This is a genomic window from Janthinobacterium sp. BJB446 (assembly GCF_002735655.1).
In the GTDB taxonomy this organism is placed as follows: domain Bacteria; phylum Pseudomonadota; class Gammaproteobacteria; order Burkholderiales; family Burkholderiaceae_D; genus Janthinobacterium; species Janthinobacterium lividum.
Map to the genome: position 1 here is coordinate 1,042,429 of NZ_PDZK01000001.1, position 16,503 is coordinate 1,058,931.

Here is a 16,503-nt window from a genome sequence, read left to right on the forward strand (position 1 = left end):
ATGTTGCATCCAACCATGGAGTTGTCATGAACCGTAAGCATAAACATAGCAATGACTTTGGCGCGCGCACCACTTATTCGCAGGCCGACCTGGTCGAAGGCGTTTTCAGCACGGTGGCCATCAGCGACGGCTTCGTCATGGCCAGCATCGGGCAGCCGACCATTACCGCCGCCTACCTGGGCATGCTCGAGGGCAGCACCATCGATGCTGGCGGCAGCGTAACCAGCCATACCTATGCCACCGGTTGCACTCAGGCGGTCACCGCATCGTCCGGCAAGAAAGGAGCGCACACGTATTTCATCCCCTTGCCAGGGAACTTCACGATGACGGTGCGGGCCGGCGAAACCTGGAAGATCCAGTTGACGGCCGAACCGGCGATCGGTCCCGCACCCCTGGTGGAGTTCGTCTGGACGCCGGAAAACGCCAGCTCCATCGCGCTGGAGACGCGTCCCAGCCCCACGGCTGCGGCAATGGCGCAGTTGCGCGAGGAAGTCTCGTCGGGGCGCTTGCAGGAAAACCTGCTGGCCTCGGCCCAGCGCACGATCGATGAACGGGTGGGCGACTTTGCCCATGTGTTTGGCGACGCCACGAAGATGAGCAATGACGAGGGCGACCGGACGCGCTTCGTGCAGGGCCTGCAAAAAATCGTCTGCAGTGCCAGGCCCGCCGGCCAGCCCGTCGATAACCGGGTCGACGATGCCGACCTGGCCGGTCTGGTCGCCGCCTTCGGGCAGGCTACCGGACGCAACTTCGGCGTGCAACAGCAGGATTTGCTCAAGGAAGGCATCCGCGCGCTTGTGAAAATCAATGAAAATGCGGCCAACCGGGGCGACCTCGGCCTGATCGATGCGAATGTCCGTCTGTTCCTCGACAATGTGCAGCGCGCCACGGATATCAGCCTCGGCAATTCTGACCGGCGCCTGCTCACGCGTGCCCTGGTGCGCCTGGTGGGCGACGGACGCCACGGCTGATGCCCGTTCCGTTCTTCCCTTTGCTGGACGAGGGCGCCTGTGACGATTGGGTCTTGCGGGTGTCGCTGCTGGCACGCCACTGGCGGCGGCGCCATGCCGAAGTGCCCTTTTATTCATTGGGACTGGCGGCCTACCTCGACGCCGGCGCGGGGCCGGCCGGCCTCTACTGGAACCGGCCGGAGCGCGAACGCAGCAACCGCCTGCTCGCGGCCCATTTTGGCGCGCTGCTGCAACTGGTGCTCGATTGCCTGGAGCGCCATTGCGGGCTGCCGGCCCGGTTGGCGCCCGAGGCCGCCTGGCCCGGCTTTCATATCTACCTGCCGCACCCGGCATTCGCCGAGCCGGTGGCCAGCGTGCACCGCGACTTGCAATACCGCGACGTGTTTGCAGGCCGGCATTTTGGCGCGCAGGACTTGCTGAGCTTTACCCTGCCGCTGAGCGTGCCGGCGGGCAGCGGCCTGCATCTGTGGCGGCGCGAGGATGGTCAACCCGACTTCATCGCCTACCGCCACGGACAGATGATCGTGCACGACGGGCTGGCGATACACCAGGCGGTGCTGGCCTGCGGCAAAGGCGGCCTCGAGCGCATCACCATGCAAGGCCATGCCGTCCGCCTGGATGGACAACTTCTTTTGTATTGGTAAGAGCATGAATCCTGACCACAGCGCTGAAGAGATCGCATCGTTCCACCTGCCCGTGCTGACGCAGCAGCAATGCGCGGACGTCGTCGAGCGCCTGCTCGACCTGGAACCGTTCTGGCTCAGGCGCACCCGGCATTTCCCGATCCACACCCTGGGCGCCACGTATTACTACGATATCGTGGGCATGCCGGCGCGTCCCTACGAGCGGCTGGCCCGCCAATATAATCCTTTTCTGCTGGATAATTTCGGCGAAGTCTATGACGCCTTGCTGGCATCCCTGGGCGCCGCGCTGGGCCAGCCTGTTGTTTACCATCCGGCGCTCGCCTTGCCCGGCTTTCACATGTTCGGCGGCCATCCCGCCCTGCGTGCCTCGGAAGACCTCGACCTGGTGCACGAGCAATGGCAGGGCGGGCGCGAGACGACCGACTTTCCGGGCAATCCCATCCACCTCGACCGCGGCCACCTGGCTGTCGGCCTGGGCGCGGCGCCGACGCTATCGGTAACCTTGCTGATCGCCGCTGCGGGGCGGGGCGCCGGCATGAAAATGTGGCCGTTCGGACTCGAACGCACGGGCAATCTGGGCGAAAGCGAAATCCTTGCGCTGCTGCAGCGCGAACCGTTCGAGCAGATCCATTACCAGACCGGGGCCGCCTTCATCCATTCCGGTCGTCGCTACCACCAGGCCCGCGGCTTCGACGGCGCGCCCGGGGACTATCGCATCACCTTGCAGGGCCATGCCGTTTGGCAGGCCGGGCAATGGCAACTTTTCTGGTGACACATGTTCTTTCGCAACGACCAGTTCTCCTTTACGGCCTGCCTCGAGCAAGGCTGGGAATGCGTGCTCGACGAATGCCTGGCGCTGCCACACGCCGAGTTCGACGCATGGCCCGAAACGGGGCTGTACAACCGCGGTTGGGATGTCTACGGCCTGGTGCTCGAAGGCCGTCCGATGCTCGAGAACGCCATCTTCTGTCCGCGCACGCTGGCCTTGCTCGGCTGCATTCCGGGTCTGGTGACGGCGGGCTTTTCGCGCCTGGCGCCCGGCACCGAGATCGCGCCGCACGTCGGTTATACGGACCGGGTGCTGCGCCTGCACCTGGGCCTGCGCAGTTCTCCCGACTGCGCCTTGCGGGTGGGTACTGCCGTGCGCCATTGGCAGCCCGGGCGCTGCCTGGTCTTCGACGACACGCAGGAACATGCTGCCTGGAACCGGGGCGCCAGCGACCGCCTGGTGCTGCTCGCCGATTTCACCAAGCCGGACGGGGTGTGAAACGATGAGCGCCCAGCCAGCCACGGCCGCCACCGAGAGCGGCGCCTATGCGGACAACGCGGCCCTGCTGCAGGCGCTGCGCACGCTGGCCGACAATATGATCGAGCTGGCCCTGCTGGCACGCCAGGCGGAGGCGTCCGCCCCACCCGAAGCGGCGTCCGGCGCCACCCTCGAGCGCCTGTACCGGCAAGCCAGCCAGCTGGGCGCGGGGAGCGCGGGCGGCGCCGATGCGGCCGCGCGGCTGGGCGCGCGCATCGAACAGCAGTGGCAATTGCTGGGCCAGCGTGCGGCAGCCACCGTCGAGGCGCAGATTTTCATTCCCTGGATCCATGTCTGCGCCCTGTTCAACCTGGACCGGCCGCAACAGGAAGTCTTGCTGTTCGGTTTGCTCAGCGAAATTGAATGGCGCTATGGCGCCATCGTGCGCGCTTTCGGCCGCGCCGCCGGCGCCGAGGGCAGCGAAGGCTGGATCGACCTGGCCGGCCTGGATGCCATGCTCGCCGCTTGCCGCGGCACGCGCCCGGGCTTGCAACGCTGCCTGCTGGCCGATGCCGCCTTGCTGCACTGGGAACTGATCGTGCTGGCGCCCGACACCAGCCTGGCCGGACTGGACGGCGGCTATCGCCTGAGCGAGCCGATTGCCGCGTATCTGCTGGCCCAGTCCGCGCCGCGCCTGTGTCTCGAGCGCCCGCTGACCAGTCTGGACAGTACTCTGGCGCTCGACGAGCACCTGGCCGATGCCCAGGCCCTCGCGCAGCTGGCGCGTTTCATCGGGCACTGCGGCCCGGCGCAGGCGCGCGCGGCCAGCCATGTGCTGCAATTGCAAGGGCCGGACCTGTGGCTGGCCCGCAGCCTGTGCGCGGCGACGTTTGCGACGATGGGCATGGCATGCGTCGAACTCGACGGCAAGGAAATCTGGCAAGCCTATCTGAATGGGCAAAAGAACCGCCGCACCTTGCTGGCGCGCCTGCGCCTGCTGTGCCGTGACGCGTTGTTGTGCAACCGCATTTTCGTGCTCCTGCATTGCCACTGGCTCGGCACGCAGGAGGGCGCCGACGACGACCTGCTCGACGAGGTCATGCAGGTAATGTTCGAGAGCCAGCCCTACCTGGCGGTCTTGAACGGTCCCGCGCGGCGGCTGTCCGACCTTGCCTTTCGGTATGCCCGGCACGAGGTGGCAGCCGTTCTGGTGCGCGTCCCGGCGCCGGACAGCCGCTTGCGGCGCGCCAGCTGGCAGCGCCATGCGGGTACTTTCGGCGTGGACATCGACGATGCCTTGCTCGCCAGGCTGGTCAATCAATATCTGCTGACGCAGGAACAGATCGTGCTGGCGCTGAAGGAGACGGCGAGCCGGCGCATGCTGCAGGCCGAGGGTGAAGAGGGAAGCGCCGGCGAAATGCTGCTCGACGCCTGCCGCGCGCAGAGCAACCGTGAACAGATGAGCGTTGCCCATGAAGTCAAGACCACCTACCGCTTCGGCGATATCGTCTTGCCGGATGCCACGCGGCAGTGGCTGCAGGAAGTACTGCAATATGCGCAGCAGCGCCATCAGGTCATCGAGGAATGGGGTTTCAACCGCAAGAACGAGCATGGCAGCAATCTGTGCATCCTGTTCTATGGTCCGTCCGGGACGGGCAAGACCATGGCCGCGTCGATCATCGCCAATGAACTGGGACTGGGCCTGTACCGCATCGACCTGGCCAGCATCGTCAGCAAATACATCGGCGAGACGGAAAAACACCTGGCCCAATTGTTCGACCAGGCCGAAGCGATGAACATCGTGCTGTTCTTCGACGAGGCCGAAAGCCTGTTTTCGAAACGCACGGAAACGAAGGATGCGCACGACCGCTATGCCAACCTGCAAACCGGTTATTTGCTGCAGCGCATCGAAAGCTATACGGGGATCGTCATCCTGTCGACCAACCTGATGGCGAATATGGACAAGGCCTTTACGCGGCGCTTCAAGTTCATGATCGAATATCCGTTTCCGGGAGGCGCGCAGCGCCTGCAATTGTGGCGCAGCGCCTTTCCGCCCGCCGTGCCGCTGGCCGGCGACATCGATTTCGAGCTGCTGGCCGAACGCGCGCCCCTGAGCGGCGCAAATATCAACAGCATCGCCGTGAGCGCCGCCTTTCTCGCGGCGGCCGAGCAGCAGGCGGTGGGGCAGCGGCACTTGCTCAAGGCGACGGAGCGCGAGTACCACAAGCTGGGCAAGGTGTTTGCGCCCGATGATTTTCGCTGGGACGATGATGCGTAGCGCGAGGGCGCCTGCGCGCGGATGGCTGCCTGCCGGCATGCCGGAAGGGGGCACGGCCGATGGAGCATGAGCGCCTGCGGCATAAACCGCGTTCGACGGCGCACACGGCAGCGCACGACAGGCCGGACACGCCGCAACTGCGCGTTGCCGATGGCGGTATGCCGATGCAGCAGTACCGCTATGCGCGCAGCCCGGCCAGCCTGCCACGGCAGCCAGGCCCGGCGGCGCCCATGGGGGCGCAGGGATCGCCCGCATTCCGGGCCATCGCGGCGGCGATGGGCGAGCAGCATGGCGTCGACACCTCGACGCTGCGCGCCACGCATAATTCCCCGTTTCCCGCCACCGTGGAAGCCGATGCAACCTTGCAGGGTAACAGGGTCCATTTCGCGCCCGGCAAGGATAGCGAGCCGAACATCAGGCACGAGGTCGGGCATCACATCATCAATGTCTTGCGGGGCACGCCGCCCCGGACCGATGGCCGCGTCAATGGGCAAGCCGTCAATACCAGCGATGAAGCCGGCGCTGATCGCCTGATGCGGCAGCCGCTGCAACGCAAGGCAGCGCCGCCCCAGCCGCTCGCGGCAAGCGGCCAGGAGCATGATAACGGCCCCGTGCAGCGCACCATCGGCTCTGCGAACCGCTACATCAGTGACAACGAGCTGTGGCGGAATGGCCGCAACGACGTGTTTTCCCTGCTGGCAGAGCTGTACTGGGAAGGATCTGACGAGTATGACGAGATTTACCGGGAGTTGATGCAGGACCTGCCTGAATTTCCCGGTCCGGCGACGGATGGCTGGGATCCCGTGACCTCTGTTGACGCGGAAATGTTCTTGGCGGAGGAAATCGAGAAGTTGGGTGCCATGTATGGCGACATGCCGGAAGGCGTGCGCGACAGAGTCATTGAATGGAATGGCAAGGTTTCGCGGCAGGGACTGGCACGCAGGAAAGAGAAGAGCTCGGACGCCGCCAGGAAACGCTCCAAGGTGATGAATGCCGCAGGCGACAGCCTGAAGTTATACCATGCCAAGACCGCCCCGACGAAGAACAAGCAGCCGCCGGGAGGCCAGGGAAAGAGCGTTTTTTTCAACCAGAATCAGTTCGATTACTTCCGTTCCAGCGCAGCCAATGTACAAAGGGATATTCTTGGACTGACAGGAGATACCAAGCGTGGTGACGCAGCGTTTGTTAATCAGTTGAGTCAGATCTACAAACCCGCCAGTTCGACGCTTGCAAATGAAGAGGAAGAGCAAACGGCACTGCTGAAAGCTGATGTCGAGCCGGATGAGGGCAGTCCGCTCGGTACCATCGTGTATCGGAATTCGGGTGGGCAAGGACATCCCGGTCCCAAATTGGGCGCCGAGGTCAACAGCTTTACTTACAATCTGCTGCTGAAAAATTCGACAACCAGGACTTACGCACCCGCGAAAAAAATCGGCGTTCCCAAGCAGTACCTTAGTTCCAAAAAATACCGTACTGAGGCAAGGAAGCTGGTGCATCACGACTTCGATACTCCAGAAGACTATGAGGCGGAACTGTTCAGGCATTATCGGCAAATCGTGTCCGGGGCAAAGCGGATTTACGGGGATAAAGAGTGCGTGTTCGGTGAATATGCGCTGAAACTGGTGTATGCCGGTATGGATGGTGAAACGGATTTCTTTACTTACCCGGCCCTTATTTTCGAAATTCAGGACAAGGAAGAACTTAGTATCAAAGTTCCCAAAATCAAAGAGGGAATTCTTGATAAATGGAATGCTGTCAGTGATATAAAAATGACCGAGCGGCAAAGTTTTGGTTTTTTGTATCCCGCCATCAGCGACCTCGAAAAATCGATCCGGATATGGCCAGGGCAGTATGACATCGAGGGGTTTCTCGCCACGCTGCAGAAGGTGATATCACCTCACGCCGATGTGGCGCGCAGCCGCCGCAGGCGGGGCGGCCGCTTGTCCCTGCTGCAAAACACGCTCAAGCGCAGCATGAATCTTGCAAAGGGCGCAGTAAATCGGGTGGCACTGGAAAACGACAAGGTCAAAGTTTTGCTCAATCGTATAGCGAGTAACTATGGCAAAGGATTGCAAATATTGCAGCAGTGGCGCAGCTGGCGGACCGACGTGTTGTTTGCAGAGGCGACGCAAGTCATTGAAAACCTCAATGAGGCGGCACTCCACCTGTCGACGGAGTATGAGCAGAGCGAGGCCAGGGGAAAAATGGAAGCGGCTGTCTTGCGCCATTACACGGGCCCCGTCCGGGAGGCCGGCTATACCATTGCATCGTTCTACCTTACCCACAGCGGGCAGCAAGGTTCGAGCAGCGCGATGATGTTTCACGGGGCCGACGCGGCCTTCGTGAAAAAAAAGGTCAAGGACAGGGGGCCGGTGTACTTTGAAACCATGACCTCCACGGCGGGCACCAAGTCGCTCAGCCTGGTCGACCCTGCCTATAACTTTACCACCAGAGAAGAACTGGCTGACTTTGGCAAGCAAAAAACCGGTGATGCGCAGATCTACGACATGACGAATATGGACCCTGCCGCGCTGCCTGGCCTGCTGGGGAAAAATACGCATGCCAGGATCACGCTGTATGCAAGCCTTTCGAAACACTTCCAGTTCGGAACCGACAGCACCAATCTGGGCTTCGTCATGCATTTGCAAAAGGCCGGGGATGAAGCGCCAGTCGGCAGCTATTTGCCGAAGGGCGCGGTGTGGGATATGGGGGCAACAAGGGTGTCAAAAAAACCAGCCTATGTGCCGGCCGTGCCGTCTGCGCTCTACCATCACGCATCGTTGTTGCTCGATGCACAAACCGGCACGAGTAAGGTCGCAGGCAAGCGCAAGCGCAAGGAGGATTCGTGAAAATGCCCGCCAGCAAAGCTGACCATGACGCATGAGCCATTGCGGCACAGGCCGCCCATGCAGCCCGCCACGGACACGCGCCGCGCGCTTCCTGTCGCCCAGCGGCAGGGCGGGCACGGCGGCACCGCCATGGCGAACTTTCGCTATGTGCGCAGCCCGGCCGGCGGGCCTGCGCCCGATGCCAGGCGCGCGCCGCTGCCATCGGCGCTCAGGACCGGCATCGAGCAGCTGTCGGGCATGGCGATGGACCGGGTAACGGTTCACTACAATTCGCACCAGCCTGGCCTGGTGCAGGCGCATGCCTATGCGCAAGGCGGCGATATTCATCTGGGACCTGGCCAGGAGCGACACTTGCCGCATGAGGCCTGGCATGTGCTGCAGCAAAGGCAAGGCAGGGTGAGGCCCACGATGGCGGCGCACGGCATGGCAATCAACGATGACCGCGCGCTCGAGCAGGAGGCAGACCGGATGGGAAGCCGGGCCATGAACGCGATGCCTGGGCAACCGGCAAGCCTGCAGGCTCACGCGCCAGCCGCCGCCGAGCCGGGGGCAATGGTGGCGCAACGGGTCATCTTCAATGGCACCGATTACAAGGACGATCCGAAACACAATAATAGAACGATCATCAGCGATGCGCTGGACGCCATCATCGAGGCGCAAAATGGCACGGTGCTCGATCCGGACAGCTGGATCAGCTGGGTCGATTCGATCAATGTCAAGCTGCAGACCAGTGGCCCGACCAAGGCGATATTGAAGGAAATCTCGCTGTTTTATCAGCAAGTGGCGGAGCTCAGCTTCAAGGTCAATCCGGTGCTGGCCGAGGCATGGCGGCGTTGCCGGGACGCCACGTCGAACTGGAAAGATTACAGCCTGGTGGGCGGAAAATTCAAGGACAAGTTTACTGAGTTGCTGGACGAAATCAGCACGGACTTCCCTACGCTGGCGGCCAAGGCCAGCACCGTCACGACCTTCAAGGTCAACAAGGAGCACATGGTCAACAAGGGCGCGAAATTCGGTGGCGGGCAAACCGATTTCGATAATCTGATGTATGCGGCCGCTCCACCAACAGGCTCGACAGCGACCTTGTCGGAATTTCACAAGTCCCTCCATGCGATGAAACCAGGCACCGGGAAGGTGAACTACAATGCGCTGCATCCGGATATCCGCAAGGTGATCGAGGATGAACAAAAGAAATACAATGAACACCTGATGGGCAAATTTATTTAGATCGATTGGAAAGCGGCCTAGCCATGAACACCATCCCTTCTGACGTGGCGCTGGCGCGCCTGGATCGTTCGGTTCGTCATCTGACATCATTGGGCCTGCCGCTTCCCCCAGGCCAATTGCCTTTGCCACGGACATTGAGCGGTGCCGTGCGCAGCGCACGCGACACGGCAGGGCGCGCCATTTGCCTGTGCATGTGCGCCTCGCGCGCCGAAGGGCTCGCGCCGGAGCTTGCCTCCGACCTGATCGCGGACCTGGGCGCCGCGTCCGCATTACGTCCCCTCGAAGCCGCATTTCTCGACCCGCAGACCGATCCGGCACAGAGGGGACCCGTGTTCCAGTGGGGCTTCGAAGCGTGCTGGGCGCTGTTATGGGCCTTGGGCAAGGCTGGCAGTCTGGAGACGCCGACGGCCACTTGCGACCCGCAGCGCATCGCCGCCATGATCACGGGAGCCGGCTCGATCGATGCGCTGGCTGAGCCATTGCGCGGCGATGGGGAACTTCTCGATGCGCTTGACCTGAACACGCGCCTGCTGGCCGTGTGCCAGCAAGCGCGCTTCGTCAACGTTCCAGGGGGATTGATCGGGCAGGTCATCGCGCAGCGACAGTTTGCCTTGCTGTGGCTGCTGGATCCGGCAGCTGTGCCGTGGGAGGAGATCGAAGTGGCTGTTTGAGCCGGCTCGCGGGCGCTGCCTCAGGCGTCCGGCGAAACGCTTGTTCCGCACAACACCATCCGCACCAGCATCGTCTTACTCCTCTTTTTCAAAGATGCGGATCTTCGCGCCGCCCTGGTAGTCCTGCAACTGCGCTTCGCCATCGATGCGTATGTCGCCCTTCAATATCACTTCCACGCTGATATCGACTTTTTTGATGCGAAACGTTTCAATGTCGGTTGGATGCACGTCGATTTCCATGGAAATCGAGGCGCCTGGCGCAATCGTGGTGAATTGCGTTTTCAGCGCCGGATTGGCCAGGCCACGGCGGGCGTAGGTGACGGCGCCGGTATCGGTATCGATGAATTTGACGATCGGGCCCGACTTGCGCAGGTAGTCGAGCGGAAAACCGATATCGCGGCTGCCATCGTTGCGGATGGTAACCAGCAGGTCGATCGGCTTGCGCTCATAGACGCAGCCAGCGTTGCCCAGGCATTGCAGGGAGATGGAGAGGGGCGCGTGGGTGCTCGTCATGGTGTTCGCTTTCAATGGTAGTGCCATCAGCATGGCATAGATAAGCAGGGTCAGACAATATCGCATCGTATTTTCCTGCCGATTTTTTTGCTCAGTAATTCCTGCGCCTCAATCGCGATATTCCAGCCGTGGCGTTTCAGGATCCGCGCGCCTTCTGCGTACGACATGATCGATTGCGTCAGGTCTTCCGGCGAGGTGCCGTTGACGTGGCAGACGATGGGCTCGTCGAGCGTGCCGTCCGGCTTGAAATAGCGTACCGTTTCTTCGAATTCCGTGTACGAATATTCGTCGGGCATGCCGACGCAATGCCCGAATTCATGCGCATACGTGGTCAGTGCCGTTGCCAGCGAGACGTTCATGACGTCGCCGGTCACGTTTTCGCGGTCATAGCGCTTGTGGATCTGCAGCGTGTAATGCTGATTTTCGTCGACCCAGAGGACGCGGAAAACCACGGGCAATACTTTTTGTCCGCATTGCGGATCATTGATTTCAAGCCGGAACTTGTTGTTCCAGTTGCCTTCGATGCCGGCCGTCGCGTTTTTCTTCGCCAGCGCCACCACGTTGGCGCGCTGCTTGACGCGCAGCGCCGCCGATTCCGTGCCCTTGTCGCTCTCTTCCAGCGCCTGTCCTGCGGCGTCCAGTACCGTGATGGCCTTGAAGCGCACTTCCACCACCACCGGACCGTCCGATTTTGACGGCACGTACAGTTTGAACCAGATCCTGTCCTTGTATTTGTGCGGCGTGCCGTCGTGCTGGTAAGGCTGCGCATAGCGGCCATACGAGGGACCGGCGATTTCCTTTTCGTAGTCCTCGATCCAGCAGGCCGGCAGCTTGACCAGCACTTCCTTGCGGCGCTTGTTGTCCACCGGCGTGGTGCTGGAGTCGCCTGCCGGCTTGTATTTGGGTTCCGGCGGGGTGCTGGCCCTGGCTGCCGGCTGCCCTGGCGAACCTGGCACCGGCGCCGGTGCGGAAGAGGGGGCGGATGCCGGTGCCGGTGCCGAATCCTGGCCGCCCACGGTTTTCAGCAGCTCGATCACCAGCGCCTCGGTGGCGGCGGCCGCAATCACATGCGTCAAGCCCTTTTCGTCGGTCATGCCGCTCTCATAGCTGCCATCTTCGCGCTTGATGCGGTAGGGCTGGCGCGGCATCGCTTCGCCCGTGTCGCGGTCGCGCAGCACAAAGCCTTCATCGAACAGCTTGATGCGCGTGTCCGGCAGCGCCGGCAGCACGCCCGCCGCGCTGGCGCCGCCGTTGAACACGTGCTGGCCGCCCTTCACCGTGAAGTTGCCGGGACAGGTAAACGTGATATTGCCGCCTTCAAGCGTGATCGACGATTGCCCGGCCTGCAGCGTGATCTTCTGATTGGCCTTGATGTCGATGCAGTCGTTGACCGAGATCACGGTAATGGCCTTGTCGGCCAGGATTTCCAGTTGCCCCGTATGCGCCTGCAGCGATACGGGGCCGTTCGCGGCAATCGCCTGGATGCCGCCGGTGTGGGTAAACAGTCCTTGCGCGCTGGCCGACACGGATGAATAGGTGTGGCCGGCCGTCATGTGCAAGTCCGCTTGCGTCGTCCAGTGCAACTGCTGGGCGGCAAACACCACGGTCGAGCCGGGCGTGGCCCAGTTGATGCTGGCAGGCGCTTCCATCAGTACCAGCGGCTGGCCGAACTTTTCCACCGGCTGGTCGGCGGCCAGCTTGCGCTCGCCTGCGCTGGCCTTAAGTGCTTCCTGACCGCCCACGCTCGCTTGGTATTTGCCATCCTGCTGCGGATCGATCTGCTTGATCAGGTCCAGCTGGGCCTGTTTCGCGTCCTGGCTGAACAGGGCGGTTTGTTGCTGTGCGGCCTCGGCCAGCGACTTGTTCAGTTCGGCCGCGCCTTTCAGCTGGGCCAGCGCTTCCATGGTGTCGAGCTGGGTAGAAGCAACGCCCGCGCCAGTCTGTGCGCGGGCGGTGGTCGAGATGAGCACGCCTTCGCCGCCGCGCAGCACCGTCCAGGCATCGGTGCGCAGCTCGAAACCGCTGCCGCGGTAACTGCCGCGCTGGGCCGTGTTGGGGCCCTGCTGTACCAGGTAGCCGAGGTTCAGCTGCGTGGCCGCGCTGCTTGTCGCCAGGCGGGTGCGCAACTGGCCCGGCGTGTCGTCGATCACCCACTGGTTATAGCCGCCGCCATCGAAATTGTGGCTGTGGATGCCGGAAATGACACCGGCGTGATTGACGTCCGAGCCGACGCCGGCCGCATACGGTGGCGCGTCGCTGCCGGTATACAGCTGGGCCACTACCAGCGGACGGTCCATGTCGCCTTCGATGAAGTCGACCAGCACTTCGGTGCCGATGCGCGGCGTAAATTGTGAACCCCAGTTCGGGCCGGCCAAGGCTTCGGCAACGCGCACCCAGGTGCCTGACGCTTCATTGCCGGGTGCGTTGCCCTGTTGATCCGTGTTGTGCGCCATGCCGCCCGGATTGGCGGCGCCGCCCCGTTGCCAGGCGAACTGGATGCGTACCTGGTGGTCGCGCCCGGTGGTCGCCACGCTGTCGGGCAGGCCGACCACCAGCGCCGTTTGCGGCCCCAGCGCGCTGCTGGCCACGCGCGCGGCGGTGGCGAGCGGCACGATGGCCACGCTGGTCCGCGCGCAAGCAAAGGTATTGCGGTAGGTGCCGGCCTCGAGCTGGCCATCGAGCAGGCTGGCGACGTCGCTCAGGCTGGCCACTGCCGACAGTTTTGACAGTAGCGCCGTCAGCGCGCCGCCGGCCGGCCCCAGGTTGTTGCGTGCCTCGTGCTCGACCCAGAGCACGGTGAACTGGTTGGCGCCATCGGCATAGTGCTCGTGCTGCAGCAGGTTAAAGGCGTGGCCGGCCGCCATGCGCCGCACCGCGCCAGCGCCCGTGAATTGCTTGTTCTCCAGTTCCAGCGCCTGCAGCATGCGCAGGCCGTGCGGATCGGCCGCCGTGCTGTCGGCATAGCGCCGTTCGCCGGAGCCGTCGTACAGGGGCAGGGGTGGCAGCTTGCCCGCCTGCAGGCTCGAACTGTGTTCGGCGGCCGGCGCCGCCAGTTGCTGCGGGTCCCAGCTGCTGATGCCGACCGCATTGGGCCGCACCTGGCGCCGCGCGCTGAAGCTGTCGATGGCGTCATCGGTATCGCTGGCGCGCACGCCGTGAAAGCGCAGGCCAGCCACGCCCGGCGTCGGCGGCGCGACTGCCTTGCTGTCGAAAATCACGAGCTTGTGTTTTGCCTGCTGCGCGTTCTGTTGTTCGCCTTGTTGCGCCGCGCCATCCTCCTGTTCGTGCTCGAAGCGCCAGCTCAGGCCTTCGAAGGCCAGCACGCGGGTCAGGAAGGCCAGGTCGCTTTCGCGGTATTGGGTCCAGACGGGGCGTGGCGCCAGTTCCTGGCTGACATCGAATTCGAAACGGATCTGCGGATAGTCGCCGAGCAGCTCCGTGATGAGGTCGCGCGCGTTCTTGTCCTGGAAGATATAGCTGTCGCGGCGCAAGCCCAGCAAGGCCAGGGCAGGCTCGAGGCGCAGCCGGTAGCGCGCCACGCCGCCATCGGCGCCGGCAAAGCCGCAGTCGGTGCACAGTCCGTGCCAGGCGCGCCAGCTGCCGTCGGGCTGCAGCAGCTTGAGCGTGATTTCTTCCCCGAGAAAGCTGACCAGGTCCAGGCCCGCCGCCGTGCTCAAGGCATCGACCTCGAAGCGGAACAGCTCATTGACCGCCTCGCGGCCCGTCATCCGCTCGGCCATCAGCGATTCGGGCAGGTTCGATTCCTGCGCCGTGGCAAGCGTGATCAGCCGCGCATGCTGGGACAGGCCGGTGCCGAACACCCCCAGGGCGGCCTCTGTCGTTGCCGGGCCGCTCATTAAGGCAACGTGATGGTCAGGTTGGCCGTGCGCGGCGCCAGTTTGACGATATCGCTGTAGGCGTTCATCTGCTGTTCGGTGTTTTTGGCCAGCATGGTGCGCAGGCCCAGGTAACCGAGTGCACAGATCAGCGCGAATATCGAGCACAGCACCCACAGCGGCACGTCGTTGCGCAACTTGTGCGCAATCTGGTCGGGGCGTTCCGCATGTGGCGCAAAGCCGGCTTTCTTGCCCTTCATCTGGGCGATCTCGTCACCCAGGCGGGCCGTCAGGTAGGCCAGTTTTTCCGAGCCTTCCAGGATGTACCGCCCCTGGAAGCCGAGCAGCAGGCACATGTGAAACACTTCCAGCGCCTGCAGGTGTGCGCTGCCGCGCGCGCGCAGGGCTTCGAGACGGATGAAGAAATTCTCGCCGGCCAGCTGGTCGCCGAACAGCACCAGTTGCAGCGGGCGGCGCGCCCAGTCGTCGCGGATGGCATACGGCGAGCGCAGGATGATTTCGTCGACAGCCGCGCAAAATGCATATTTGGCGGCATCGATATCGTCGGCCGAGGCCGCATGTTTTTTCGCCGCGTGCCCGAATTCGTCGAGAAACTGCGTCATCTTTCTGATGAAGTCGGCATTGTCTTGCGGGCCGCTGCCGTTTTTCAGCATGAACAGCGCGTAGAAACCGTCGTACATCAGGTCCGTCAGCGTGTGTTCCGTGCCCGGGCCGGCAGGTACGCTCGATGCGTAAGCGGCGGAGCCGGCGGACATCAGGGAGGGGGCGTTTGCATTCATCGTTTATCTTCAGGAAGTAATGGCGACAAGTTCAAGTTTCAGATCCCGCATGCCGGACGGAACGTAGATCGAAATCGACTGGGCCTGCAGCATGCGGTCGTACATCTGGCCCTTCGCTTCGATGGTGAAATAGTACGTATCGGGCCGCACGGGCACGGCGGCCGGCACTTGCGGCGTGTGCTGCAGGCGCACGCCGGGCAGGGCCGACAGCACGAATTTTTCCACATCGTCGGGCGCGCCGATCTTGAAGCGCAGCGGTACCACGTCCACCAGTTCCACACCCGGCAGGTCGGCCGAGACGCCCAGGTAAAACGCGGTCTTGTCGTCGATCTTGCCCGAATCGAGCTTGCCGTGATGGTAAGACGGCTTGATTTCGGTCAATGCAATGGCGAAATATTTTGACGAGATCACCGTGTCGAGCAGTTCGCGGATGATCGCGTGCAGGCGCGCGAACGACGGCCCCGGATCGGTGTGCTGGTAAGCCGGCAGGTCGGCCAGCGCATGGGTTTTCGAGAACGTCATCAGCGCGCCGGCCAGGGCCAGCAGCGCTTCGTACAGGCGCTCCGGGTGCAGCGCCGGATGATGGAAGTAATGGCTGAGCGAGGCAAAGGCTGAACTGGCCGTGTGCAGCAGCCAGAACGAAGACATGTCGCCGGAGCGAAATTCGATCACATTCTTGCTCGGCTCGCGGTGGTGGCCGTACAGGGCGTTGACCTTTGCCTGCAGCGCATCGATCAGGCGGCGCAGTTGCAGGAACAGCAGCGGGGCGCTGCGGATCGACAGGCTCGGCGGCACGAACGACGGGTCCGGCTCGAAGCCGCCGGTCGACAGGCGCCGCAGGCGCAGCAACGGAAAATTCACATACGAATCGCGCGGTTCCGATTCGGCCACCAGGCGCAGCGATTTTTGCAGGTACGCCAGTTCGGCCTGCGCCGCATGGGTGTACAGGTCGGGCGTTTCCAGGTTGGTCTGACCGTAGCGGGCTGCGCTGTTGGTTTGGTCGGGCGCGGCAAAGTTGCCGCCGAAGTGTTTGAAGGCGGGCAGGGCGGCATAAAACGTGACGGTTTGCTGTGATTGCAGCAGCTTGCTCAGGTCCAGGGCTTCGGGCAACTCGTCGGCGCCGGGCGCGTTGTAGATTTCGCCATCCTGGAACACCAGCGACAGTTCCAGCAGCCGCAGCGTGTTATTGCTCAGCGCATCGCGGTCGATCTGCATGTGGTTGACACCCCAGGCGTAGGGATGCAGCGCCTTGATGCTTTCGTGCAGGCGATGTTCATGGTACCGGTCTTGCTGCTGGAAGTGCTGGGGGCGCAGAAACAGGCCTTCACCCCATAACAATTTGCTTGTAATGCTCATCGATTGCCCTTTTTCCCGAGGAAGTAAAAGCGCGGAGAACGCTGCCGCTCCCGGGCTCTTTTGCAGCGCGATCGGCGCCTTGCAGGTGCAGCCGATCATTCAATCTTTGCAA

12 protein-coding genes are annotated in these 16,503 nt (G+C 62.9%); 8 read left to right on the forward strand and 4 right to left on the reverse strand.

Translation table 11 applies throughout. The features are described 5' to 3' along the window. Positions 1–26: 26 nt before the first annotated feature. Genes CSQ92_RS04750 through CSQ92_RS04785 form a run of 8 tightly spaced genes read left to right on the forward strand, consistent with a single transcriptional unit; the run spans position 27 to position 9,886 of the window. The gene (locus CSQ92_RS04750; RefSeq protein ID WP_092611001.1) at positions 27–971 is read left to right on the forward strand and encodes a hypothetical protein; all 945 of its coding nucleotides are present in this window, start codon (positions 27–29) and stop codon (positions 969–971) included. Next, on the forward strand, positions 971–1,615 hold the full coding sequence (locus CSQ92_RS04755; protein ID WP_099393356.1) for a hypothetical protein: 645 nt from the start codon (positions 971–973) through the stop codon (positions 1,613–1,615). The genes CSQ92_RS04750 and CSQ92_RS04755 overlap by 1 nt, the downstream gene beginning before the upstream one ends. 4 nt (positions 1,616–1,619) lie before the next feature. Further along, positions 1,620–2,387 (forward strand): hypothetical protein, encoded by a 768-nt coding sequence (locus tag CSQ92_RS04760; RefSeq protein ID WP_099393357.1) that lies wholly within the window; start codon positions 1,620–1,622, stop codon positions 2,385–2,387. 3 nt (positions 2,388–2,390) lie between these two features. Next, positions 2,391–2,882 carry an aspartyl/asparaginyl beta-hydroxylase domain-containing protein gene (locus CSQ92_RS04765; protein ID WP_099393358.1) on the forward strand — a complete coding sequence of 164 codons (492 nt, stop codon included), beginning with the start codon at positions 2,391–2,393 and terminating at the stop codon, positions 2,880–2,882. Between the two features lie 4 nt (positions 2,883–2,886). After that, a complete protein-coding gene (locus CSQ92_RS04770) occupies positions 2,887–5,139 on the forward strand; it encodes an ATP-binding protein (protein WP_099393359.1) in 2,253 nt (750 codons plus the stop codon). 59 nt (positions 5,140–5,198) lie between these two features. Beyond that, positions 5,199–7,988 carry a hypothetical protein gene (locus CSQ92_RS04775; RefSeq protein ID WP_099393360.1) on the forward strand — a complete coding sequence of 930 codons (2,790 nt, stop codon included), beginning with the start codon at positions 5,199–5,201 and terminating at the stop codon, positions 7,986–7,988. A 57-nt stretch (positions 7,989–8,045) separates the two neighbouring features. After that, a complete protein-coding gene (locus tag CSQ92_RS04780; RefSeq protein ID WP_257219122.1) occupies positions 8,046–9,215 on the forward strand; it encodes an eCIS core domain-containing protein in 1,170 nt (389 codons plus the stop codon). A gap of 23 nt (positions 9,216–9,238) precedes the next feature. After that, entirely contained in the window at positions 9,239–9,886 is a 648-nt protein-coding gene (locus tag CSQ92_RS04785) for a DUF4272 domain-containing protein (protein ID WP_080753168.1), read from the forward strand. A 75-nt stretch (positions 9,887–9,961) separates the two neighbouring features. Here CSQ92_RS04785 and CSQ92_RS04790 read toward each other — a convergent pair whose 3' ends face one another. The 4 genes from CSQ92_RS04790 to tssK are packed head-to-tail and all read right to left on the reverse strand — an operon-like array spanning position 9,962 to position 16,391. Beyond that, complete coding sequence (locus CSQ92_RS04790) at positions 9,962–10,399, reverse strand: hypothetical protein (RefSeq protein ID WP_092611025.1); 438 nt, start codon at positions 10,397–10,399, stop codon at positions 9,962–9,964. Positions 10,400–10,449: 50 nt separating this feature from the next. Next, the gene (gene tssI, locus CSQ92_RS04795) at positions 10,450–14,256 is read right to left on the reverse strand and encodes a type VI secretion system Vgr family protein (RefSeq protein ID WP_099393362.1); all 3,807 of its coding nucleotides are present in this window, start codon (positions 14,254–14,256) and stop codon (positions 10,450–10,452) included. Next, a complete protein-coding gene (icmH, locus tag CSQ92_RS04800) occupies positions 14,256–15,035 on the reverse strand; it encodes a type IVB secretion system protein IcmH/DotU (RefSeq protein ID WP_099393363.1) in 780 nt (259 codons plus the stop codon). Before icmH ends, tssI begins: the two co-directional genes overlap by 1 nt. A 9-nt stretch (positions 15,036–15,044) precedes the next feature. Continuing rightward, a complete protein-coding gene (tssK, locus tag CSQ92_RS04805) occupies positions 15,045–16,391 on the reverse strand; it encodes a type VI secretion system baseplate subunit TssK (protein ID WP_099393364.1) in 1,347 nt (448 codons plus the stop codon). Positions 16,392–16,503 lie beyond the last annotated feature (112 nt).

Excerpts from the sequence above, each read along its gene's own strand:
- CSQ92_RS04785 (WP_080753168.1), top strand. The coding sequence starts at position 9,239 with ATGAACACCATCCCTTCTGACGTGGCGCTGGCGCGCCTGGATCGTTCG.
- tssK (WP_099393364.1), bottom strand. The coding sequence starts at position 16,391 with ATGAGCATTACAAGCAAATTGTTATGGGGTGAAGGCCTGTTTCTGCGC.
- CSQ92_RS04775 (WP_099393360.1), top strand. The coding sequence starts at position 5,199 with ATGGAGCATGAGCGCCTGCGGCATAAACCGCGTTCGACGGCGCACACG.
- CSQ92_RS04780 (WP_257219122.1), top strand. The coding sequence starts at position 8,046 with ATGCAGCCCGCCACGGACACGCGCCGCGCGCTTCCTGTCGCCCAGCGG.
- tssI (WP_099393362.1), bottom strand. The coding sequence starts at position 14,256 with ATGAGCGGCCCGGCAACGACAGAGGCCGCCCTGGGGGTGTTCGGCACC.
- CSQ92_RS04765 (WP_099393358.1), top strand. The coding sequence starts at position 2,391 with ATGTTCTTTCGCAACGACCAGTTCTCCTTTACGGCCTGCCTCGAGCAA.
- CSQ92_RS04790 (WP_092611025.1), bottom strand. The coding sequence starts at position 10,399 with ATGACGAGCACCCACGCGCCCCTCTCCATCTCCCTGCAATGCCTGGGC.
- CSQ92_RS04760 (WP_099393357.1), top strand. The coding sequence starts at position 1,620 with ATGAATCCTGACCACAGCGCTGAAGAGATCGCATCGTTCCACCTGCCC.
- CSQ92_RS04770 (WP_099393359.1), top strand. The coding sequence starts at position 2,887 with ATGAGCGCCCAGCCAGCCACGGCCGCCACCGAGAGCGGCGCCTATGCG.
- icmH (WP_099393363.1), bottom strand. The coding sequence starts at position 15,035 with ATGAATGCAAACGCCCCCTCCCTGATGTCCGCCGGCTCCGCCGCTTAC.
- CSQ92_RS04750 (WP_092611001.1), top strand. The coding sequence starts at position 27 with ATGAACCGTAAGCATAAACATAGCAATGACTTTGGCGCGCGCACCACT.
- CSQ92_RS04755 (WP_099393356.1), top strand. The coding sequence starts at position 971 with ATGCCCGTTCCGTTCTTCCCTTTGCTGGACGAGGGCGCCTGTGACGAT.